This window comes from Ramlibacter paludis (assembly GCF_022012305.1).
GTDB classification, from domain to species: Bacteria; Pseudomonadota; Gammaproteobacteria; order Burkholderiales; family Burkholderiaceae_C; genus Ramlibacter; species Ramlibacter paludis.
Genome location: NZ_JAKLTM010000002.1, coordinates 58,074 through 79,038 on the forward strand (window position 1 = coordinate 58,074; position 20,965 = coordinate 79,038).

Sequence of the window (20,965 nt, forward strand, 5' to 3'; positions counted from 1 at the left end):
ACCAACCATGTGGAAGACGAAGTTCGCTTTAGGTGCCGTGCTGGCCGCCGCCAGCCTCGCCGTTGCCGCCCAATCCTGGCCTGCGCGCCCGGTCAAGGTGATCATCCCCTTCCCGCCCGGCGGCACGCTGGACGCAGTAGGCCGCCAGCTGGCGCAGAAGCTGGGCGACCAGCTGGGCCAGCCCTTCGTCGTCGACAACAAGCCGGGCGGCAACGGCACCATAGGCGCGGACCTGGTGTCCAAGGCGCCGGCGGATGGCTACACGCTGCTGTTCAACGCCTCGACCTTCGTCAGCGCGCCCATGACGATGAAGTCGGTGGCGTATTCGGTCACCAAGGACTTCCAGCCGATCGCGCTGGTGGCCAAGGCGCCGCTCTCGGTGGCGATCAACAAGAACCTGCCGGTCACCGACATCAAGTCGCTGCTGGCCTACGCCAAGGCCAACCCCGGCAAGATGACCTTCGCGGTCGGCTCGATCGGCTCGGCCGGCCACCTGTCGACCGAACTCCTCAAGCGCAGCGGCAACATCAACTACATGGTGGTGCCGTACAAGGGCACGGCGCCCGCCTTCCAGGACCTGATCGGCGGCCAGATCGATGGTTTCATCGATCCCATCCTCGGCTCGCTGCAGTACCACAAGAGCGGGCTGCTGCGCGTGGTGGCGGTGACGTCCAGCGCACGCGTGCCCAACCTGCCGGATGTGCCGACCGTGGCCGAAACGATTCCCGGCTACGAGTTCTACAGCTGGTACGGCCTGTGGGGCCCGGCGAAGCTGCCGGCGGACATCACGCAGCGCCTCAATGCCGAAGTGAACAAGGCGCTGGCGGGCGAGATGCACGACAAGCTGGCGCAGCAGGGCCTGCTGCTCACGCCCGGCTCGGTCGACGACTTCGTGAAGTTCCAGACCGCCGACATGGCGCGCGCGCAGAAGATCATCACGGAAGGCAACATCCGTGTCGAGTGAAGCCGGCCGCGCGCTGGTGACGGGCAGCAGCTCGGGCATCGGCCTGGCCGTGGCGCGTCGCCTGCTCGCGGACGGCTGGCAGGTGCTGGGCTTCGACGTCGCTCCCCCCGCCATGGAGGATGCGCGCTTCGAGCCGGTGACCGTCGACCTCACGGACACCGCGGCCGTCGCACGCCGGGCCGAAACGCTGGGCCCCCTCGGCGCCGTCGTCCATGCCGCGGGCATCCTGCGCCCTGCTTCCCTCGGCGCGCTCGATCCCGCCCACGGCGAGGCGATGTGGCGCCTGCACGTGGAAGCCGCAACCGCGCTCGCCAACACCGTGCTGCCGCAGATGGCGAAGCGCGGCCACGGCCGCATGGTGTTGATCGGCAGCCGCGTCGCCCGCGGCGTGGCGGGCCGCAGCCAGTACGCGGCGACCAAGGCGGCTATCGCCTCGCTCGCGCGCAGCTGGGCCGCCGAAGTGGTGGCCCAGGGCGTGACGGTGAACGTGGTGGCGCCCGCCGCGACGCAGACCGGCATGCTCGCCGATCCGGCGCGCCAGGGCACGCCCTCGCGCGTCCCGCCCATCGGCCGCCTGATCCAGCCGGAGGAAGTGGCGGCGCTGGTCGCCTTCCTGCTCTCGCCGGACGCTGCCGCCATCACCGGGCAGGAGATCCAGATCTGCGGCGGGTCCTCGCTCGTGCCATGAAGGACGTCGGACTGGTCGGGCTCGGGCTGGTGGGGCAGGCGCTGGCGCAGCGGCTGCTGGCGGCCGGGTTCCGCGTGCAGGGATTCGACCTGCGGGAAGAGGCACGCAAGGCACTCGCGACGGTCGGTGGACAGGCGGCGACGGTGGCGGAGATCGCGGCGCGGTGCGAATGCGTGGTCCTGGCCGTGTTCGATACACGGGATGTCATGGGCGTGGTGGGGTCGCTGCGCGAACCCACCCCAAGGAAGACCCGGACCATCGTCGATTGTTCGACCGGCGATCCGGAGGCCCTGCGCGAGCTGGCGGCGCAACTGCGCGATGAAGGCATCGCGTTCATCGAAGGACCGCTGTCCGGCTCCAGCCAGCAGATTGCCGCGGGCGAAGCCACCCAGCTTCTCGGCGGCGAGGCGGAAGACATCGCGCGCAACAGCGAGGTGCTGGACGCGATCGCGCACAAGCGCGTGCACGTCGGCCCGGCCGGCATGGCGGCGAAGGCCAAGCTCGCCACCAACCTCGTGCTGGGCCTGAACCGTGCCGTGCTGGCCGAAGGGATGGCGTTCGCCGAGAGCCTCGGCATCGCGCCCGAAACCTTCCTCGCCCTGGTGCTGGCGACGCCGGCGCGCTCCGCCGCGGCGGAGGTCAAGGGCCCCCTGATGGCCAGCGGCAATTTCGAGCCCCAGTCCCGCATCCGCCAGCACCTGAAGGACGTGGGCCTGATGCTGGAGGCGGCGCGCGCGGCCGGCCAGCCCCTGCCGCTTTCCGAAGCCCATGCCCAGCTGATGCGCGCGGCCATCGCCGCCGGCGACGGCGACCTCGACAACGCCGCGATCATCCGCCAGTGGCGGCGCGGCCGAACCCCAACGAACTGAACTCCCATGCGCGACTTTTCGCAAGACCATCGCTGGCTGTCGATCAACACCGCCACCATCCGCAAGAGCCAGGGCGCGGACCTGCCGCTGCCGCAGATCATCGAAGCCTGCGTGCGCAAGGGCATCCGCGCGATCTCGCCCTGGCGCGACCAGGTCGCGGCCGCCGGCCTGCCCGTCATCTCGCGGCTGGTGCGCGAGCACGGCCTTGCCCTTTCCGGTTACTGCCGGGGCGGCATGTTTCCCGCCGCCGATGCGGCCGGGTTGCACGCAGCGCGCGACGACAACCGGCGCGCGGTCGACGAAGCCGCCGAACTGGGCGCGCCCTGCCTCGTGCTGGTGGTGGGCGGGCTACCGGGCGCGCTGCAAGGCGAGGCGGCGCACAAGGACATCGCCCTGGCACGCAGCCAGGTGCGCGACGGCATCGCCGAACTGCTGGACTACGCGAAGCAGGCGCGGATGCCGCTCGCCATCGAGCCGCTGCATCCGATGTATGCGGCCGATCGCGCCTGCATCAACACGATGGAGCAGGCGCTGGACGTCTGCGACGAGCTCGACCCGGGACGCACCGGTTCCCTGGGCATCGCCGTCGACGTCTACCACGTGTGGTGGGACCCCAAGCTGCAGCAGCAGATCGCCCGCGCCGGGAAGGAAAGGCTGCTGGCCTTCCACGTCTGCGACTGGATGACGCCGACGACCGACCTCTTGAACGACCGCGGCATGATGGGCGACGGAGTGATCGACATCCCGCGCATCCGCGGCTGGGTCGAGGCGCAGGGCTTCGCCGGCTACAGCGAGGTGGAGATCTTCTCCACCGGCAACTGGTGGCGCAAGCCGCACGAGGAGACGCTGGACACCTGCATCGCCAGGCATCGCAGCGCCGTTTGAACGATTACTGCACTTGCTGCAAGGGTCGCACCGCCGGCGCCGCCGTGCGGGCGGCCGTGCCCGACTCGACGTCGCCGGAGAGCTGGCCGCCCTCCTCGATGACCACCTTGCCGTAGCGGACATGGCCGGTGACCTTGCCGGTCGAGTAGATCACGAGCTTCTGCCGCACCGTCAGGTTGCCGTCGAACACGCCGCGGATCTCGGCGACGTCGATGTCGGCGGAGCCCTTGAAGGCGCCGCGCTCGGAGATCTGGATCACGCGCGAGTCCATCGTCGCTTCGACCGAGCCTTCGACCACCAGCGTGTCGCAGTCGGTGATCTCCACGCCCTTGAGCTTGATGTTGGGACCGACGGTGAGCTTGCTTTCGCCTTCCTTCGTCAGGCTCGCGGCGGCGGCGGCGGCCGGTGCGGCGGGCGCGGCAGCGGCGGCAGCAGCGGCAGCGGCAGCGGCGGCGGCGGCGGCCGCGGCGTTCGGGCTGCTCACGCCCGGGCGCGCATAAGGGTCGTTCTCGCGCTTGCCGGCGTTGTTGAAGAAGGGGGATTGCAATGCCATGGAAGCTACCTCTGTGTGGAATGAACTGCGAAGGTCTGCACTATGCAACGCAGGTGGGTTCACATTTCGGCCCCATGCGCAAGAAGGGTAACGAATGGCGTTGCATGGGACCTACGTCCACTGGCACTAATGGTCACGAGGCGCCAGCATTCCGTTGCGCACGCCGGGTCTCCGGCGCACGATTGCGCAAAAGAGGACGGAGGATAGCGATGGACACGAGGCTGATGCGACGCGCCGGAGCGTCGCTGCTGTTGCTGGCGGCCCTGGCCGGCGCGCGCGCGTCGACGCCGGACAACGACGACAACTTCGACATGAGCGCCGCCAACCTGCTGGTGGTGCTGCGCGAGTCGCCCGGCGCGAACAAGCAGGACGAGACGCTGGAGCCGATCGGCAAGATCTCCGCGCGGCTGCCCGATGGCCGCGTCGTCGAATTCGAGGCCAGCTGGTTCCAGTACCTGGGCGACATGCACCTGCGGCTGGTGTTCGACGGCCTGAGCAAGGTGCAGAGCGCGCTGCCCGGCGACCTGCAGAAACTGAAGCTGTCGCCGCAGGAAGCGCTGGAGCGCGCCATCGACAACCTGCGCGCGCGCTACGGCATTCCGGTGGTCGAACCCTGGACCGGCGGGCTGATGACGGTGCACGGCAACGCGCCGGAACTGGACAGCAGCTACTTCCTGGATCGCCAGTTCTGGCTGGACACCGCACGCGACTATCCGGAAGGCATCGTCGCCGCGGTTCCGCGCTCCGGCGGCCTGGTCTTTGCGCGCGCCGACGACGAAGAGGCCCTGACCAGCCTGCGCTTCAGCGCCGCGGCGCTCTACGCCGCCAACGAGCGCGTGCGCGTCTCGTCGGCGCTGTACCTGTTCAAGGATGGGCGCTGGTCGGTGTTCCAGCCGGCGCAGCAGCCGGCGGACTGACGCCGCGCGGCGTCAGTAGATGACGCTGTACTTGTAGCCGCGAAAGCGGAGCACCGCGTTGCGCGGCCCGATCTGGTCCAGCACCAGGCCGGGCGCCAGTTCCTTGCCTTCGCTCACGACCTGGCCGCCGACGACCAGCATGCGCTGCGCCACGTTGTCCGAAAACACGCCGCCCGAGATCGCGAGCTTGGGCAGCGCCTGCTGCACGTCCTGCGGCAGTTCGGTCTGCGCATAGATGCGTTCGGGCGCCGCGGCGGCCGGCTTCGCCTCCGCCGCGACCGGTTTCGCATCCGCCGGCGCCTTGATCACGGCCTTCGCCACCACCGGCACCTTGACCGGTTCCGGCATGGGCGGCGGCGCCGGCTGGACGGCGGTGGCCACCGTCATCACCTTCGGCGGCGCAACGGCCGGCATGGGGTCGGACGGCGCCGCGACGGGCAGCCGGAGGGACGATGGCGCGGGACTGCGCTGCGACCAGGCATAGCCGGCCAGCGCCGCCGCAACCAGGGCCACGGCAGCCCAGGGCGCGTAGGACGCGCGTTGCGGCGCGGGCTGCGCCGCCATCGGCTGCGCGTGGATGCCACGGGCGGGATCGCGTTCGCGTTCGGCGTCGGCCTTGCGCAGGGCATCGAGGATGTACGACATGGGGGACCTCAAGGCTCCGTGCGCAGGCGGGGTTCGTCCACGCCGCTCACGCGGTTCAATTGCATGTAGGTCAGCGGTCCCGGGCGGCCGTCGGGCGGCAGGCCCTGGGCCAGCTGGAAGGACTTCACTTCGGCGCGCAAGGCGGGATCGAGCACGGGCGGGGCCTTGGGCGCGGGCGCGCCCTTGATCGCCGCCAGGTGCGTCGCCACCCAGCTCACCGCGGGGCCGCCCTGCCCGTCGGCAATGCGGCCCGCGTAGCCTTCGGGCGCGCGCCACAGGGTGCCGAAGTCGCCCTGCCAGCGCTGCGCCAGCGCGGCCAGCGTGACGGTCTGTTCGGTGCCGCCCGCGCGCAAGGTGGCCGTCTGGTCGTTCAAGGCCCACAAGACCGCATAGGAGGGGCGGCCGGTCGCCGCATCCAGCGTCACGATGCCGGGGCGCGCCAGCTGGCGGATGAGCGCCAGGCTCAACGTCTTGTTGAAGCACTGCACGCCCTCCTTGGCGAGGGCCGCGCAGGTGTCGCCCTCGGCGGGCGGCGTGAGCTTCCAGCCTTGCGCCAGTTCGCGCCAGGCCGCGTCTTCGTCGCGCAGCAAGGTCGGTGCGGCAGGCGCCGCCGCGGCCACGCGCAAGGGCGTCGCCGCCGGCTGCTTGACGGGCGGCATGGGATCCCCGCGCACCGGCAGCGCCGCCACCGTGGGGGCCGTCGGTGCGACACGTGTGGCGGCGGCCAGCAAGCCGGCGCCGGCCAGCAATCCGATCACGCCCGCCAGCGCCGGGCGCCGCCAAGCCGTTGCAGCGCGGCCCGCGCGCGGGAACACTTCATCAGCCGCTCGATCGACCACGCGCCGCGTGACGGCGCCCTGGCCGTTGGCGTAGGCCCCCAGCAGCGCGCGGTCGCACAGGAGGTTGATCCGGCGCGGCACGCCGCCGCTCGCGGCGTGGATGCGTTTCAAGGCACCGCGGTCGAAGGGCAGCGGCCGCTGCAGGCCGCAGACCTCCAGCCGATGCCGTACGTACTGCTCGCTCTCCGCCGGCGCCAGCGGGCCCAGGTGGTAGCGCGCGATCACGCGCTGGGCGAGCTGCTCCAGGTCGGGGCGCGCCAGCATGGCCCGCAGCTCGGGCTGGCCGATCAGGATGATCTGCAGCAGCTTGCGCTCGTTGGTCTCCAGGTTGGTCAGCAGGCGCAGCTGCTCCAGCACCTCGGGCTCCAGGTTCTGCGCCTCGTCGATCACCAGCACGTTGTTGCGGCCGGCGGCATGCGAGCGCAGCAGGAAGGCGTTGAAGGGATCGAGGTAGTCCTTGACCGTCGCGGCGCGCTGCGCGGGCAGCGTGACGGCGACGCCGAACTCGTGGCAGACCGTCTCGAGCAGCTCGAGCACGGTCAGCTTGGGATTGAAGATGTAGGCCAGGTTGACGTGTTCCGGCACCTGCTCCAGGAAGGAGCGGCAGACGGTGGTCTTGCCCGTGCCGATCTCGCCGGTCAGCAGCACGAAGCCACCGCCGCCTTGCACCCCGTACAGCAGGTGCGCCAATGCCTCGCGGTGCTGTTCGCTCATGAACAGCAGGCGCGGGTCGGGCGCGATGGAGAACGGCTCCTGCCTCAGCCCGTAATACTCGGCATACATGGCCCTAGGATAGCGCGCCAATGTAACGGCGCCATCGGGATCGGCCTCAGGCCGGCACCGGCACCGCCGTTCTCCGCACCTTGCGCACGTTGAAGGCGCTCGCGATCAGCACGGCCTGCATGATCACCAGGCCCAGCCACACGCCCTGGTAGTTCCTGTGGTCCATCAGCGCGCCGAACACCAGCGGCGACACCGCCTGGCCGATGTCCAGGCCCGAATACACGACGCCGTAGACACGGCCCGTGGAGTTCTCCGGAGTGGATTTCTTCACCAGCATGTCGCGCGACGGCCCGGCCAGGCCGCTCGCGAAGCCCATGCCGCCGAAGAGCACCGGCACCACCAGGCCGGGAACCGGCAGGAAACCGATCGCCAGCGCCATCAGCGCGGCCAGGCCGAACCCGGCGCCGACCACGCGTTCGCAGCGCGCCGGATCCGAGGCCAGGAAGCCGCCCACCAGGGTGCCCCCCGCGCTGCACACCATGTAGACGGTCAGGCAGGCGGCCGCCATCGCCGTCGGCACGTCGTGCAGCTGGCGCGCCGCTTCCGGCGCGAAGGCCTGCACCACGCTCAGGACGACCGCATAGAAGAAGAAGAAAGCGAAGCACATCCATACCGCGGGAATGCGCAGGAAATCGAAGTTGCCTTCCACCGGCGCGCTCGGATGCTGCGGCTTGGCGGGCGCGCTGGGCGGCAAGGCGAGCTTCTCGCGGTTCAGCACGAGCAGCGCGAGCACCGCGATCGTGATGCAGCCTGCCGTGGCCAGCGCCACGCGCCAGTTGAAGGCGATGGCCAGGGGCACGACCAGCGCCGGCGCCGCCGCCCAGCCCAGGCTGCCGGTGATGCCGTGCACGCTGTAGGCGTGGCCCAGGCGCGGCGCGCTCACCTTGCGGTTGATCAGCGTGTAGTCGACCGGATGGAAAACGCCGTTGCCGATGCCGGCGATGACCGAGAAGAAGGCCATGGACCAGTAGTTCGGGCTGGACGCCCAGCCGAAGGCCGCGGTCGCCACCAGCGCGAGCCCGCCGAACAGGATCGGTCGCGGGCCGAAGCGGTCCACCAGGAAGCCGGACGCCGCCTGCACCGCGCACGAGACGACGAAGAACACGGTCATCAGGAAGCCCAGCTCGATGTAGCTGACGTGGAAGGCGTCCTTCAGCCAGGGAAAGAGCGGCGCCAGCAGGAGCTGGCTGAAATGGCTGATCAGGTGGGCGATGCCGACCAGGCCGATCACGCCGGCGTCGGAACGCAGCGGCACGGGAGCGGCGGGCAAGGCGGTGCTGGCGGAAGTCATGGAGGCGATGCTATCGGCAGCGGCCGCTTCTGAAATGCGACGGAAAGACACATTTCGGCGAAAATCGGCCAATGCCCCGCGCGCACCGCTCCATCCCCCTGGGCGACACCGATCCCTTCCAGCCGAACCGCGCCAAGCCGGTGCGGGTGCGCTCGCGCAACATGCCGGCCGACGCGCACTTCGACCCGCATCGCCATCCCTGGGCCCAGCTCGCCTACTGCGCCACCGGCATCCTGCAGGTGAGCGCCGCCGACGCGGACAGTGCCAGCGGCGAAGTCACCTTCATCGTCCCGCCGTCGCGCGCGGTGTGGATCGCACCGGGGGCGCTGCACCATGTGCACGTGCTGGAGGACGCGCAGTTCCGCACCTTGTACATCGACGCCTCGGTCACGCCCACCGGCTGGACCGGTTGCCGCGTGCTGGTGGTCTCGCCGCTGCTGCGCGAGCTGGTCGCGGCGCTCGACGCCCCCCGCCTGGCGCGCGAACGCGAGACGCTGCTCACGAACCTGGTGCTGGACGAACTGGGCAACGCGGCCACGCAGGACCTGGGCGTGCCGCTGCCACCGGCGCAAGGCGGCGACAAGCGCCTGCGCGCGCTGTGCGAAGCGGTCCTGCGCGCGCCCGCCGAGCGCGCAACCCTGGCGCAATGGGCCGGGTCGGTCGGGGCCAGCGAGCGCACCATGGCGCGCCTGTTCCGCGAACAGCTGGGCACGAGCTACCAGCAGTGGCGCCAGCAGGCGGTACTCGCGCACGCCCTGCCCTTGCTGGCCCGCGGCATGCCCGTGAGCCACGTCGCGGCGGCCAGCGGCTATGCCAGCGACAGCGCCTTCACCGCGATGTTCAAGGCCGCGATGGGCGAGCCGCCGAGCCAGTTCCAGGGCCGCTGAAGCGCGCCCTCCCCGCGTTGACATGCGCGCGCGCGGCGGCGCATCATGCCCGCTGCCCCAAGGAGAACCACCATGTCACTGCGCATCAACGACACCGCCCCCGACTTCCGGGCCGAAACCACCCAGGGGACCATCCAGTTCCACCAGTGGATCGGTGACAGCTGGGCGATCCTGTTCTCGCATCCCAAGGACTTCACGCCGGTCTGCACCACCGAGCTGGGCTACATGGCGAAGATCGAACCCGAGTTCACGAAGCGCAATGCCAAGCTGATCGGGCTGAGCGTCGACCCGGTCGACAGTCACAGCCGCTGGCTCGGTGACATCGAGGAGACGCAGGGCGCGAAGGTGAACTACCCGATCATCGCGGACAAGGATCTCGCGGTTTCCAAGCTGTACAACATGCTGCCGGCCGACGAAGTGGGGGCGGACGGCCGCACCGCCGTCAACAACCAGACGGTGCGCTCCGTCTTCATCGTGGGGCCGGACAAGAAGATCAAGCTGATGCTCACCTACCCGATGACCACCGGCCGCAACTTCGACGAGATCCTGCGCGTGCTCGATTCCATGCAGCTCACCGCCAAGCACAAGGTGGCGACGCCGGCGAACTGGAAGCACGGCGACGACGTGATCATCGCCGGCTCGGTGAACGACGACGACGCGAAGAAGCTGTTCCCGGACGGCTGGAAGACCGTCAAGCCCTACCTGCGCGTCGTCAAGCAGCCGCGCTAGAGCGAAGCGCGCAACACCAGCCCGGCGGCCACCAGCAGCGACAGAACGCCGAATCCCTGCTGCAGCCGCGGCCCGCGCACGCGCTCGGCGAAGAGGCGCCCGGCCAGCAGGCCCGCGAGCGCGCCCAGCGCGAACGGCAAGCCAATCTGCCAAAGCAGCTGGCCTTGCCAGGCCGCGTTCAGCGCGGCGCCCGCCGACACCAGGGCGATCACGCCCATCGAGGTCGCGATCACCGCCTTCATCGGCAGGTCCGTCAGCACCAGCAGCGCCGGCACCAGCACGAAGCCGCCGCCCACGCCCAGCAGCCCGGACAGCAGGCCGGTCCCGGCGCCGGTCAAGGCAAGCGCGGCCGCGCAGGGTGCGTTCCATTCGAGCCGGCCGCTGGCCTGGCCGAGGTGGCAGGGACCGTGCGCCGGGCGCTGCGCCGTGTCTCCTCGCAACTCGCGGCTTGCCTGCACCAGCGTACGGCCCGCGGCGGCGGCCAGCACCAGCGCGAAGACGAGCGTCAAGGGTCGCTCGGGCAGCACCTGCGCCCAGGCCTGCCCCACCGGCGCGGCAGCGATGCCACACACGGCCATCAATGCTGCCGCGCGGTAGCGCAACGTGCGGGCGCGCCAGGCGAGGAAGGCGCCGGCAGCGGCTGCCAGCGCAACGGCCAGCAGGCCGATCGGCGCGGCCTGCGCGAGCTTGAGGTGCAGCCCGAACAGCAGGAGCGGCACCGCGAGGATGGCGCCGCCGGCGCCCGTCAGCGCGAGCACCAGCCCGACCAGCATGCCGAGCAGCGGCGCAAGGCCCCAGGCGCCGAAGACGCTCATGGCTTCAATCCTGCACCAGGGGCATGGCGGCGGCGCGCTGCCCCAGGTCGTGCAGCGCCATCCCGGCCAGCATCGCCAGCACGAATACCAGCGCCTGCCAGTGGCCCGCGCCCAGCGCCACCAGCGCCGGCCCCGGGCAGAAGCCGGCCAGGCCCCAGCCGATGCCGAACACCAGGCTGCCGGTCACCAGCTTGCGGTCGATGTCGCGGGAAGTCGGGATCTGCATCATGCCGCCGAGGAAGGTCACGGTGCGCCGCCGCGCCAGCGCAAAGGCGAAGAAGCCGACCAGGATGGCCCCGCCCATGACGAAGGCAAGCGAGGGGTCCCAGGGGCCGGCGAGGTCGAGGAAAGCCTGCACCTTGCCGGGATCGGTCATGCCGGCGAGGATGAGGCCCAGGCCGAACAGCAGCCCCACCAGGAATTCGACGATGCGTTCTTTCATGGCTTCTCCTCAGGCGAACAGGTGGCGCAGGACGAACACGGTGGCGAAGCCGGTGCCCATGAAGGCGAGCGTCGCCACCAGCGAGCGCGGCGACAGCCGTGCGAGGCCGCAGACGCCATGGCCGCTGGTGCAGCCGGAGCCGTGGCGCGTGCCCCAGCCCACCAGCAGGCCGGCAGCCACCAGCAACACCGGGCCGGCCGCGATGCGCGGCGCCACCGGCGCTGCGAACAGCGCCCAGATCGTCGGCGCCGCCAGCAGGCCGGCGACGAAGGCGAGCCGCCAGCCGGCATCGCCACGCTGCGGCCTGAGCAGCCCGCCGACGATGCCGCTGATGCCCAGCACGCGGCCATTGAGCAGGATGAACAGCGCGGCCGCCAGGCCGAGCAGGAGGCCGCCGGCCAGCGAAGCCCAGGGCGTGAAGTGTTGCCAGTCGAGGTTCATTTGGCCTTCCTTTTCGCCCGCGCGGGCGTGCAGTACTGCTGGTAGAGGACCTTCAGCACGGCCAGCGCCTGCGGGCTGGCGATGCTGTAGTAGATGTTCTTGCCGTCGCGGCGCGTGGACACCAGTTCCTCGTCGCGCAGCACCGCGAGCTGCTGCGACAGCGTCGGCTGCACGATGCCCACCGCCTCCTGCAGTTCACCGACGTTCTTCTCGCCGTCGGCCAGCTCGCACAGCAGCAGCATGCGGTCGGGATTGGCCAGCACCTTCATCAGCGCGCAGGCGGCCTGCGCCGCCGAGCGCATGGTCTCGGCATCCGGAATGGTGGTTGCTGCCATCGGTGGCGTCCTTTCACTTTCGCGTTTGACAATCTATTGATTGATATATTATCATCGAACCAACAAACACGCAAGGAGCCCCGCCCATGCAAGCCCAGGTGCAAGCGTTCTTCGATCCCGTCACCGGCACGGTGAGCTACGTGGTCCACGCGGGCGCTGGCAGCGCCTGCGCCATCGTCGATCCGGTGCTGGATTTCGACGCCCGGTCGGGACGCACCAGCACGGCCTCCGCCGAGCGCATCGTCGACTTCGTGGCCGACCGGCGCCTGCAGGTGGAATGGATCCTCGAGACCCATGCCCATGCGGACCACCTGAGCGCCGCGGCCTGGCTGCGCGGCCGGCTGGGCGGCAAGATCGCCGTGGGCGGCAGGATCACCGAGGTGCAAGGCGTGTTCAAGAAACTGTTCCACCTCGAGCCCGGGTTCGCCGCCGACGGCCACCAGTTCGACCACCTGTTCACCGACGGCGAGACCTTCGCCATCGGGGCGCTGCAGGCGCGGGTCATCGCCATGCCCGGGCACACGCCGGCCTGCGTGGCCTACCAGGTGGGCGACTCGGTGTTCGTGGGCGACACCCTCTTCATGCCCGACGTGGGCACCGCACGCTGCGACTTTCCCGGCGGGAGCGCGGCGCAGCTGTACGGATCGATCCGCCGGCTGCTGGCGCTGCCGCCCTCCACGCGCCTGTACATGTGCCACGACTACCCGCCCGAAGGCCGCGAACCGCAGTGGGAAACGACGGTGGCGGCGCAGCGCGCTAGCAACATCCACGTGCACGACGGCATCGGCGAGGAAGCCTTCGTGGCCATGCGGCAGGCACGCGACGCCACGCTGGGCATGCCGACCCTGATCCTGCCTTCGGTGCAGGTCAACATCCGGGCCGGGCAGATGCCGCCGCCCGAAGACAACGGCGTGTCCTACCTGAAGATTCCGCTCAACACCCTGTAAGCGCTACCAGAGCGCGCGCATCGCCGCGAGGAAGCCGCTCGCCGTTTCCACCGGCGGCGTGCGCCGTCCCGCCACGTAGACCTCGCGCGGCGGCGCGGATGGACTCGAAAACACCAGCGCATCGAGCAGGTGCGCCGGCGGCACACCCGGTGGCGCATCGACCACCATGAAGTCGGCGCGCTGCCCCACGGCCAGCCCTGCCAGCGGCACGCCGGCCGCGGCGCTGCCGCCTTCCAGCGCCCCCTCGAACAGCGCCGCGGCTGTGCTCTCGCGCACGGCTGCGCGCGCGGCCACATTGCGCTCGCGCAGGGCGAAGCGCTGCGAATACTCGAGCAGCCGCAGTTCCTCGATCCAGCTGCGCGTGACGTGGCTGTCGGATCCGATCGACCAGCGGCCGCTGGCACCGAGCCAGGTGGGCAGGTCGAACACGCCGTCGCCCAGGTTGGCTTCGGTGCTGGGGCACAGGACGATGGAAGCACCGGCCTGGCGCAGCGCGGCCAGTTCGTCCCGGCTCGCGTGCGTGGCATGCACCAGGTTCCAGCGCGCATCGACCGGCGCCTTCTCCAGCAGCCATTCGATGGGCCGTTTGCCGTACAGCGCAACGCAGTCCTCCACCTCCTGCCGCTGCTCGGAGATGTGGATGTGCACCGGCCCCCTGGCGGCGGCGACGACTTCGGCCAGCGCGCCCGCATCCACCGCGCGCAGCGAGTGCAGCGCGACGCCGCTCGTGACCAGCGCATCCGCGGCGCGCAGGCCGTCCGCGATCGCCAGCACCGAAGCCGGCGTCGAGGCAAAGCGCCGCTGGTCCTCGCGCAGGCCGCTCGCGCCGAAGCCGGAGCGCAGGTACAGCGTGGGCAGCAAGGTCAGGCCGATGCCGACGCAGCGCGCCGCGCGCACCAGCGCCTGCGCCATCTCCGCCGGCTCGGCGTACGGCCGTCCGTCGACGTCGTTGTGTAGATAGTGGAATTCGCAGACCTGCGTGTAGCCGCAAGCCAGCAGCTCCGCGTAGAGGTGCGCCGCGATCGCTTCCAGCTGCTCCGGCGTGATGCGCAGGGCGGCGGCATACATGCGGTCGCGCCAGCTCCAGAAATCGTCCTTGCCTTCCGCGGCATGCTCGGTCAGGCCGGCGATGGCGCGCTGGAAGGCGTGGCTGTGCGCGTCCACCAGGCCGGGCAGAACCGCTCCGGCAAGCCGCACGGCGCCTGCAGCCGCGGCGGCGTCGCTGGCGACGCGCACCTCCGCCCAACGCCCATCGGTGCCGGTCACCAGCAGCACGTCCTCGGCCCAGCCGCCGGCGACCCAGGCGCGCGGCGCCAGGAAGCGCTGTGTTTCAGCGGCCATACAGCGCCCGCGTGGCCTGCAGCGCGGCTTCGACCATGGAGCGCAGCACGGGCTGCACTTCCCGTGCGCGCTCCTCGCGATAGTCGTAGGGCGGCGCTTCGCGCATGTACGACTTCTGCGTCATCTCCAGCTGCACCGCATGCACGTGCTCCTGCGGCCGGCCGTAGTGGCGCGTGATGTAGCCGCCCTTGAAGCGGCCGTTGACGGCGCGGGTGTAGCGTGGGTCCTGCGCCGCCGCCGCGGCCACGGCCTCGGTGATGGCGGGCGCGGCGCTCGCGCCGGCGTTGGTGCCGATGTTCAGGTCCGGCAGCACGCCCTCGAACAGCCAGGGAATCTCCGAACGGATGCTGTGGGCATCCCACAGCAAGGCGTAGCCGTGCTCCTGCTTCAGGCGCGCGAGTTCGGCCGCCAAGGCGTCGTGGTAAGGCTGCCAGTAGGTGGCGCGCCGCTCATCCTGCTGCGCCTGCGCCGGTGCCGCCCCGGCATACAAGGGCTCGCCGTCGAAGAAACGCGTCGGGCACAGCTCGGTGTTGGAGGCGCCGGGATACATGGGCGCGTTGTCCGGCGGCCGGTTCAGGTCGATCACGTAGCGCGCGTACTGCGGCTGCAGCACGCTGGCGCCGAGGTCGCGTACGAAGGCATACAGGCGATCGAGATGCCAGTCGGCGTCCTCGACAGCCAGCGCGCGCGGCACGTAGCCGCCTTGCAGGTCCTTCGGAATCTCGGTGCCCATGTGCGGGATGCTGACCAGCAGCGGCACGTTGCCGCGCGTCAGTTGGAAACTCATCGTGCTCGTCCTTCCTGGATGGTTTGCAGCCGCGGGTTGGCGCCGATCGCATAGGCCAGCTGCGCCGGCCGCGCCACGTCCCACGACACGAAGTCGGCACGGCGGCCCGCCTGCAGGGTGCCGCGATCGGCCAGGCCGAGCGCGCGCGCCGCGTTGCGCGTCACGCCGGCCAGCGCCTCCTCGGGCGCCATTCGGAACAAGGTGCAGGCCATGTTCAGCATCAGCAGCAGCGAGGTGCAAGGCGAACTGCCGGGATTGCAGTCGGTGGAGATGGCGATCGGCACGCCGTGCTCGCGCAAAAGGGCGATGGGCGGCAGCCGCGTTTCGCGCAGGAAATAGAAGGCGCCGGGCAGCAGCACCGCGACGCTGCCGGCCTGCGCCATCGCGCGCACGCCCTCCTCGCCCACCCACTCCAGGTGGTCGCAGCTGAGGGCGCCGAAACGCGCGGCCAGCGTGGCGCCGCCGCTGTCGCTCAACTGCTCGGCGTGCAGCTTCACCGGCAGGCCCAGCGCGCGGGCCGCCATGAAGACGCGCTCGGTCTGCGCCGGCGTGAACGCGATGCGTTCGCAGAATGCGTCCACCGCGTCGACCAGGCCTTCAGCGTGCAAGGCGGGCAGCATACGCAGAAGCTCATCGACGTAGTCGTCGGGCCGGCCGGCAAATTCCGGCGGCAAGGCATGCGCGCCCAAGAAGGTGGTGGTCACCGCCACGCCCTCTTCCCGCCCCAGCGCCCGCGCCACCCGCAGGCACTTGCGCTCCTGCGCGAGCGCGAGGCCATAGCCGGACTTGATCTCCACCGTGGTCACGCCTTCGGCACGCAGCGCGCGCAAGCGTGTGCGGCTTTGCGCGAACAGCTCGTCTTCGCTTGCGGCTCGCGTCGCCCGCACGGTCGAAGCGATGCCGCCGCCCGCCCGCGCGATCTCCTCGTAGCTCGCGCCGTTCAGGCGCTGCTCGAATTCCTGCGCGCGGTCACCGCCGTAGACGAGGTGCGTGTGGCAGTCGATGAGCCCCGGCGTCAGCAGCGCACCGCGGCAATCCTGCTCGGGCGCGGCACGCCACTGTGCCGGCAGTTCGCGCCGAGGCCCGACCCACGCGATGCGGGCGTCCTCGGTCACCAGCGCGGCGTCGTCGACCAGCCCATACGGCGCCCCGCCCTCCACCATCGTGGCGGCGCTGCAATGCGTCCAGACCTGCGCGTTCACAGCATCACCTCCAGCCACCACGCGCTGCCGCCGCGCAGCTGGCCGTCCATGGCGCCTTCGTGCAGCTGCCAGGCCAGCGTGGCCGCGGGCAGCTCCAGGGTGTCGCCGCCCCAAAGCAAGGCGGCCGGCTGCTGGTGCGCATAGAGCGCCACCAGGCGGCGCGCCGGATCTCCGCGCATGCGGTCGCCCGGCACCACGGGCCGCATCTGCCCGCTGCCCGGCGGCGCCATCAGGTTCAGGTCGCGCGTCGGCCCGGCGGGCAGGCTGCAATGCACCGCCTGCTCGCCGCCGAAGCGCAGCGGCACGCCCAGCGGCAGCAGCCTGGCCTGCTCGCCGAAGCGCAGTTCCACGCCGGCGCCTTCGATCACCGCGAACCAGCGCTCGCTGCCGGCAAAGGCGGAAAAGGGTCCGGCGGCCGCGATGTCGGCCACGGAAATGCGCACCTGCCAGTCCTGCTGCGCAGGCCAGGCCAGCAGCTCGCGGGTGACGCCCCCGCCGTTGCGCCACGGCGTGGCGGGCACCTGCGCCAGGGAAACGGTCTGCCAGTTCATGCCTGGAATTCTCCCGCGATCGAATAGCGCGTGCCGGGATAGAGCAGCCGGGCGACGCTGGCCACGTTACCGCCGCTCACGGTGCGGCGCTTCATGCTCAGGCAAGGCTCGCCGCGCTTGATGCCCAGCTCCTTCGCTTCCTGCGGCGTCGGCAGGCAGGCCTCGATGCAGTAGCTGGCCTCGGTGAGGGGCGCATGCTCCAGCAGGTGCAAGGTGGGCGACACCTGCGTGAAGTCGGTGCGCAGGTAATCCGGCGCCGCGGCGGGATTGACCCAGCGGTCCTCGTACTGGATGGCGACGCCGTTCTCCGCATGCACCAGCACGGTGTGGAACAGGCGCGCGCCCTTGCGCAGCCCGAAGGCCTCGGCGAGTTCCGCGCCGGCCTTCTCTTCGGCCGCCAGCAGGACCCGCGCCGTGTGCACGTGGCCGCGCTCGGCGACTTCCTCGTGGATGTCGCGGATGACAAGTCGCGAGGAGATCCGGTGCAGCTCGGCCACCCGCGTGCCCGAGCCCTGCACGCGCGTGACCAGGCCTTCGGCGGCCAGCTCGCGCAGCGCGCGGTTGGCCGTCATGCGGCTGATCGCGAACTGCTCCATCAGTGCAGCCTCGCTGGGCACGGCGTCGCCCGGCCGCCATGCGCCGCTGGCGATGTGCTGCCGGACCCAGTTCTTCACCTGCTCGTAGGCGGGCGCTTCGTTGACCATGCCGCGAGGATATCCCAGTTGACACAAGTTGTATAGACAACTATTCTCCGCCCGACCTCAGGAGCGACTTCATGTCCGATCTATCCCAGACGCCCTTCCTTTCCGCCGGCCCGCGTCCCGTGAAGGCCCCGCACGGCACGCAGCTCAGCTGCGCCAACTGGCAGATCGAAGCGGCCTACCGCATGCTCCAGAACAACCTGGACCCGGCCGTCGCCGAGAACCCCGACGCGCTGGTGGTCTACGGCGGCATCGGCAAGGCGGCGCGCAACTGGCCGGCCTTCGAAGCCATCCTCGCGAGCCTCAAGCGGCTGCAGCCCGACGAAACCCTGCTGGTCCAGTCGGGCAAGCCGGTCGGCGTGTTCCGCACGCATGCCGGCGCACCGCGCGTGCTGCTGGCCAATTCCAACCTGGTGCCCAAGTGGGCGACCTGGGAGCACTTCAACGAGCTCGACCAGCGCGGCCTGATGATGTTCGGCCAGATGACGGCCGGCAGCTGGATCTACATCGGCACGCAGGGCATCGTGCAAGGCACGTACGAGACCTTCGCCGAAGCCGGTCGCCAGCACTACGGCGGCAGCCTCGCCGGCCGCTGGGTGCTGACCGCGGGCCTGGGCGGCATGGGCGGCGCGCAGCCGCTCGCGGCCTCGTTCGCGGGCGCCTGCTCCCTCAACATCGAGTGCCAGCAAAGCCGCATCGATTTCCGCCTGCGCACCAAGTACCTGGACAAGCAGGCCAAGGACCTCGACGAGGCGCTCGCCCTGATCGCGCACCACACGCAGCGCAAGGAAGCCGTATCCATCGGCCTGTGCGGCAATGCGGCGGACATCGTGCCGGAACTGGCGCGCCGCGCGCGCGCCGGCGGCCCGCGGCCCGACATCGTCACCGACCAGACCTCCGCCCACGACATCATCAACGGCTACCTGCCGCGCGGCTGGACGGTCGAACAGTGGCAGGCCGCGCAGAAGGATCCGGCGCAGCACGCCGCGCTGAAGCAGTCGGCCGGCGAATCGTGCGCGGTGCACGTGCGCGCGATGCTGGAGTTCCACGCGATGGGCGTGCCCACGGTCGACTACGGCAACAACCTGCGGCAGGTGGCGCAGGACTTCGGGGTGCAGGATGCGTTTGCCTATCCCGGTTTCGTCCCCGCGTACATCCGCCCCCTCTTCTGCCGCGGCGTCGGCCCCTTCCGCTGGGTCGCACTCTCGGGCGACCCGGAGGACATCCGCAAGACCGACGCCAAGATGAAGGAGCTGTTCCCGCAGAACGCTTCCCTGCACCGCTGGCTCGACATGGCCGGCGCGCGCATCGCCTTCCAGGGCCTGCCGGCGCGCATCTGCTGGATCGGCCTGGGCGACCGCGACCGGGCGGGCCTGGCCTTCAACGAAATGGTGCGCAAGGGCGAGCTGAAGGCGCCGATCGTGATCGGCCGCGACCACCTGGACTCCGGCTCGGTGGCCTCGCCCAACCGCGAAACCGAAGCCATGCGCGACGGCAGCGACGCCGTCAGCGACTGGCCGCTGCTGAATGCCCTGCTGAACACCGCCAGCGGCGCCACCTGGGTCAGCCTGCACCACGGCGGCGGCGTCGGCATGGGGTACTCGCAGCACGCCGGCGTCGTCATGGTCTGCGATGGCAGCAAGGAAGCCGACGAGAAGATCGCCCGGGTGCTGTTCAACGACCCGGCAACGGGCGTGATGCGCCATGCCGACGCGGGCTACGAGGAAGCGATCGAATGCGCGCGCGAGAACAAATTGAACCTGCCGATGATCGGATGACGCCAGAACTCCTCCACCCCGGCGAACTGACGCTAGCGCAGCTGCGCCGCTTGTGCGGCGCCGAACGCATCCCGGTCCGGATCGATCCTTCCTCCCGGGCGGCCATCCGCGCCAGCGCGGAACAGGTGCGGCGCGCGACCGAAGGCGACGCACCGGTGTACGGCGTCAACACCGGCTTCGGCAAGCTCGCCACGCAGCGCATCGCGCGCGAAGACCTGGCACTGCTGCAATTGAAGCTGCTGCGCTCGCATGCCGTCGGCGTCGGCGAACCGCTGCACGAACGCGTGGTCCGCCTGATCCTGCTGCTGAAGGCCACGAGCCTCGCACGCGGCTACTCGGGCGTGCGCGAGGAAGTGATCGACGGCCTGGTCGCCATGCACAACCACGGCGTGCTGCCCGTCATCCCGTGCCAGGGCTCGGTGGGCGCGTCCGGCGATCTCGCGCCGCTGGCCCATCTCTCGCTGCCCCTCATCGGCGAAGGCGAAGCCTGGTTCGAAGGCGAGCGCCTGCCGGCAGCGCAGGCCCTGGAACGCGCGGGGCTCAAGCCGCTGCAACTCGGCGCCAAGGAAGGCCTGGCGCTGATCAACGGCACCCAGGTCTCCACCGCCCTGGCCATCGACGCGCTGCTGACCGCCGACCGCATCTTCGAAGCCGCCGTCATCACCGGCGCGATCACGCTGGATGCCGCCCGCGGCAGCGATGCGCCGTTCGACCCGCGCATCCATGCGGTGCGCGGCCAGCCGGGCCAGATCGACTGCGCGAGCGCCTACCGCGCGCTGGCCGTGGGCAGCGCCATCCGCAAGTCGCACCTGGAAGACGACGACCGCGTGCAGGACCCTTACTGCCTGCGCTGCCAGCCGCAGGTGATGGGCGCCTGCCTCGACCAGATGCGCTACGCCGCGCAGGTGCTGGTGCGCGAAGCCAATGCCGTCACCGACAACCCGCTGGTGTTCGCGGCCCCCGGATCAAGTCCGGGGCAGGCTCCGGGCGACATGCTCTCGGGCGGCAACTTCCACGCCGAGCCGGTGGCACTGGTGGCCGATGCGCTGGCGGTGGCCATCGCGGAGATCGGCGCGATCTCGGAGCGGCGCGTCGCCATGCTGGTCGACACGGTGGTGTCGCGCCTGCCGCCCTTCCTGACCGCCGAGCCGGGCCTGAACTCGGGCTTCATGATCGTGCACGTCACGGCCGCCGCCCTGGCCTCCGAGAACAAGTCGATGGCGCATCCCGCCAGCGTCGACAGCCTGCCGACCTCCGCCAACCAGGAGGACCACGTCAGCATGGCGACCTTCGCCGCGCGCCGGCTGCGCCCCATGCTGGAAAACACGGCGCACATCGTGGCCATCGAGCTGCTGGCCGCCGCCCAGGGCATCGAGTTCCTGCGGCCGCTGCAAAGCGCGCCGGCGCTGGAAGGCGTGCTGCGCCTGGTGCGCAGCGTCTCGCCCGCCATGCCGGCCGACCGCAGCCTGGCGCGCGACATCGCCGCGGTGCACCACCTGGTGTGCAGCGGCGACATCGGCCACGCCACCGAAACGCGCATCCCGGAGTTGCACGCATTGCGCCTGGCATGACACC

General features: G+C 70.6%; 23 protein-coding genes. 10 read left to right on the plus strand and 13 right to left on the minus strand.

Annotated features, from left to right (window positions below):
• The first annotated feature begins 7 nt into the window (after positions 1–7).
• From LZ009_RS06885 to LZ009_RS06900, 4 genes are read left to right on the plus strand one after another with little or no spacing between them, the layout of a single operon-like run.
• Entirely contained in the window at positions 8–964 is a 957-nt protein-coding gene (locus tag LZ009_RS06885) for a Bug family tripartite tricarboxylate transporter substrate binding protein (protein ID WP_275697169.1), read from the plus strand.
• Positions 954–1,652: an SDR family NAD(P)-dependent oxidoreductase gene (locus LZ009_RS06890; RefSeq protein ID WP_275697170.1), complete on the plus strand. Its 699-nt coding sequence runs from the start codon at positions 954–956 to the stop codon at positions 1,650–1,652. The genes LZ009_RS06885 and LZ009_RS06890 overlap by 11 nt, the downstream gene beginning before the upstream one ends.
• Positions 1,649–2,521, plus strand: a complete 873-nt coding sequence (locus tag LZ009_RS06895; protein ID WP_275697171.1) for an NAD(P)-dependent oxidoreductase — start codon at positions 1,649–1,651, stop codon at positions 2,519–2,521. The genes LZ009_RS06890 and LZ009_RS06895 overlap by 4 nt, the downstream gene beginning before the upstream one ends.
• Positions 2,522–2,527: 6 nt before the next feature.
• Positions 2,528–3,406 (plus strand): sugar phosphate isomerase/epimerase family protein, encoded by an 879-nt coding sequence (locus LZ009_RS06900; protein ID WP_275697172.1) that lies wholly within the window; start codon positions 2,528–2,530, stop codon positions 3,404–3,406.
• 4 nt (positions 3,407–3,410) lie between these two features.
• Here LZ009_RS06900 and LZ009_RS06905 read toward each other — a convergent pair whose 3' ends face one another.
• Complete coding sequence (locus LZ009_RS06905; RefSeq protein ID WP_275697173.1) at positions 3,411–3,959, minus strand: bactofilin family protein; 549 nt, start codon at positions 3,957–3,959, stop codon at positions 3,411–3,413.
• 224 nt (positions 3,960–4,183) lie between these two features.
• Here LZ009_RS06905 and LZ009_RS06910 point away from each other — a divergent pair, with 224 nt between their 5' ends.
• Positions 4,184–4,876 carry a hypothetical protein gene (locus tag LZ009_RS06910; protein ID WP_275697174.1) on the plus strand — a complete coding sequence of 231 codons (693 nt, stop codon included), beginning with the start codon at positions 4,184–4,186 and terminating at the stop codon, positions 4,874–4,876.
• A 12-nt stretch (positions 4,877–4,888) separates the two neighbouring features.
• Here LZ009_RS06910 and LZ009_RS06915 read toward each other — a convergent pair whose 3' ends face one another.
• The 3 genes from LZ009_RS06915 to LZ009_RS06925 are packed head-to-tail and all read right to left on the minus strand — an operon-like array spanning position 4,889 to position 8,434.
• A complete protein-coding gene (locus LZ009_RS06915; protein ID WP_275697175.1) occupies positions 4,889–5,521 on the minus strand; it encodes a general secretion pathway protein GspB in 633 nt (210 codons plus the stop codon).
• 8 nt (positions 5,522–5,529) lie between these two features.
• On the minus strand, positions 5,530–7,143 hold the full coding sequence (locus LZ009_RS06920) for an ExeA family protein (protein ID WP_275697176.1): 1,614 nt from the start codon (positions 7,141–7,143) through the stop codon (positions 5,530–5,532).
• 46 nt (positions 7,144–7,189) lie between these two features.
• Positions 7,190–8,434, minus strand: a complete 1,245-nt coding sequence (locus LZ009_RS06925; protein WP_275697177.1) for an MFS transporter — start codon at positions 8,432–8,434, stop codon at positions 7,190–7,192.
• 71 nt (positions 8,435–8,505) lie between these two features.
• Here LZ009_RS06925 and LZ009_RS06930 point away from each other — a divergent pair, with 71 nt between their 5' ends.
• Together LZ009_RS06930 and LZ009_RS06935 are read left to right on the plus strand one after the other, a co-directional pair.
• The gene (locus tag LZ009_RS06930) at positions 8,506–9,321 is read left to right on the plus strand and encodes an AraC family transcriptional regulator (RefSeq protein WP_275697178.1); all 816 of its coding nucleotides are present in this window, start codon (positions 8,506–8,508) and stop codon (positions 9,319–9,321) included.
• A 72-nt stretch (positions 9,322–9,393) separates the two neighbouring features.
• Positions 9,394–10,050, plus strand: coding sequence for a peroxiredoxin (locus LZ009_RS06935; protein WP_275697179.1), 657 nt, complete (start codon positions 9,394–9,396; stop codon positions 10,048–10,050).
• On the opposite strand, the gene LZ009_RS06940 is transcribed toward LZ009_RS06935, so the two are convergent.
• The 4 genes from LZ009_RS06940 to LZ009_RS06955 are packed head-to-tail and all read right to left on the minus strand — an operon-like array spanning position 10,047 to position 12,083.
• Positions 10,047–10,865, minus strand: a complete 819-nt coding sequence (locus LZ009_RS06940) for a sulfite exporter TauE/SafE family protein (RefSeq protein ID WP_275697180.1) — start codon at positions 10,863–10,865, stop codon at positions 10,047–10,049. The genes LZ009_RS06935 and LZ009_RS06940 overlap by 4 nt on opposite strands.
• 4 nt (positions 10,866–10,869) lie before the next feature.
• Positions 10,870–11,307 (minus strand): YeeE/YedE family protein, encoded by a 438-nt coding sequence (locus tag LZ009_RS06945; protein ID WP_275697181.1) that lies wholly within the window; start codon positions 11,305–11,307, stop codon positions 10,870–10,872.
• Positions 11,308–11,316: 9 nt separating this feature from the next.
• Complete coding sequence (locus LZ009_RS06950; RefSeq protein ID WP_275697182.1) at positions 11,317–11,748, minus strand: YeeE/YedE family protein; 432 nt, start codon at positions 11,746–11,748, stop codon at positions 11,317–11,319.
• Entirely contained in the window at positions 11,745–12,083 is a 339-nt protein-coding gene (locus tag LZ009_RS06955) for an ArsR/SmtB family transcription factor (RefSeq protein WP_275697183.1), read from the minus strand. Before LZ009_RS06955 ends, LZ009_RS06950 begins: the two co-directional genes overlap by 4 nt.
• A gap of 86 nt (positions 12,084–12,169) precedes the next feature.
• On the opposite strand from LZ009_RS06955, the gene LZ009_RS06960 reads away from it, so the two are divergent.
• The gene (locus LZ009_RS06960) at positions 12,170–13,030 is read left to right on the plus strand and encodes an MBL fold metallo-hydrolase (RefSeq protein WP_275697184.1); all 861 of its coding nucleotides are present in this window, start codon (positions 12,170–12,172) and stop codon (positions 13,028–13,030) included.
• A 3-nt stretch (positions 13,031–13,033) separates the two neighbouring features.
• Here LZ009_RS06960 and LZ009_RS06965 read toward each other — a convergent pair whose 3' ends face one another.
• Genes LZ009_RS06965 through hutC form a run of 5 tightly spaced genes read right to left on the minus strand, consistent with a single transcriptional unit; the run spans position 13,034 to position 17,615 of the window.
• Positions 13,034–14,371, minus strand: coding sequence for a formimidoylglutamate deiminase (locus tag LZ009_RS06965; protein ID WP_275697185.1), 1,338 nt, complete (start codon positions 14,369–14,371; stop codon positions 13,034–13,036).
• A complete protein-coding gene (gene hutG, locus LZ009_RS06970; RefSeq protein WP_275697186.1) occupies positions 14,361–15,158 on the minus strand; it encodes an N-formylglutamate deformylase in 798 nt (265 codons plus the stop codon). The genes LZ009_RS06965 and hutG overlap by 11 nt, the downstream gene beginning before the upstream one ends.
• On the minus strand, positions 15,155–16,360 hold the full coding sequence (hutI, locus tag LZ009_RS06975; protein WP_430300201.1) for an imidazolonepropionase: 1,206 nt from the start codon (positions 16,358–16,360) through the stop codon (positions 15,155–15,157). Before hutI ends, hutG begins: the two co-directional genes overlap by 4 nt.
• Positions 16,357–16,911 (minus strand): HutD/Ves family protein, encoded by a 555-nt coding sequence (locus tag LZ009_RS06980; RefSeq protein WP_275697187.1) that lies wholly within the window; start codon positions 16,909–16,911, stop codon positions 16,357–16,359. The genes hutI and LZ009_RS06980 overlap by 4 nt, the downstream gene beginning before the upstream one ends.
• The gene (gene hutC / locus LZ009_RS06985) at positions 16,908–17,615 is read right to left on the minus strand and encodes a histidine utilization transcriptional repressor HutC (protein ID WP_275697188.1); all 708 of its coding nucleotides are present in this window, start codon (positions 17,613–17,615) and stop codon (positions 16,908–16,910) included. The genes LZ009_RS06980 and hutC overlap by 4 nt, the downstream gene beginning before the upstream one ends.
• Before the next feature lie 71 nt (positions 17,616–17,686).
• Here hutC and hutU point away from each other — a divergent pair, with 71 nt between their 5' ends.
• Both hutU and hutH read left to right on the plus strand, forming a co-directional pair.
• Positions 17,687–19,390 (plus strand): urocanate hydratase, encoded by a 1,704-nt coding sequence (gene hutU / locus LZ009_RS06990; protein ID WP_275697189.1) that lies wholly within the window; start codon positions 17,687–17,689, stop codon positions 19,388–19,390.
• Positions 19,387–20,961 carry a histidine ammonia-lyase gene (hutH, locus tag LZ009_RS06995; protein ID WP_275697190.1) on the plus strand — a complete coding sequence of 525 codons (1,575 nt, stop codon included), beginning with the start codon at positions 19,387–19,389 and terminating at the stop codon, positions 20,959–20,961. The genes hutU and hutH overlap by 4 nt, the downstream gene beginning before the upstream one ends.
• The last annotated feature ends 4 nt before the right edge of the window (positions 20,962–20,965 follow it).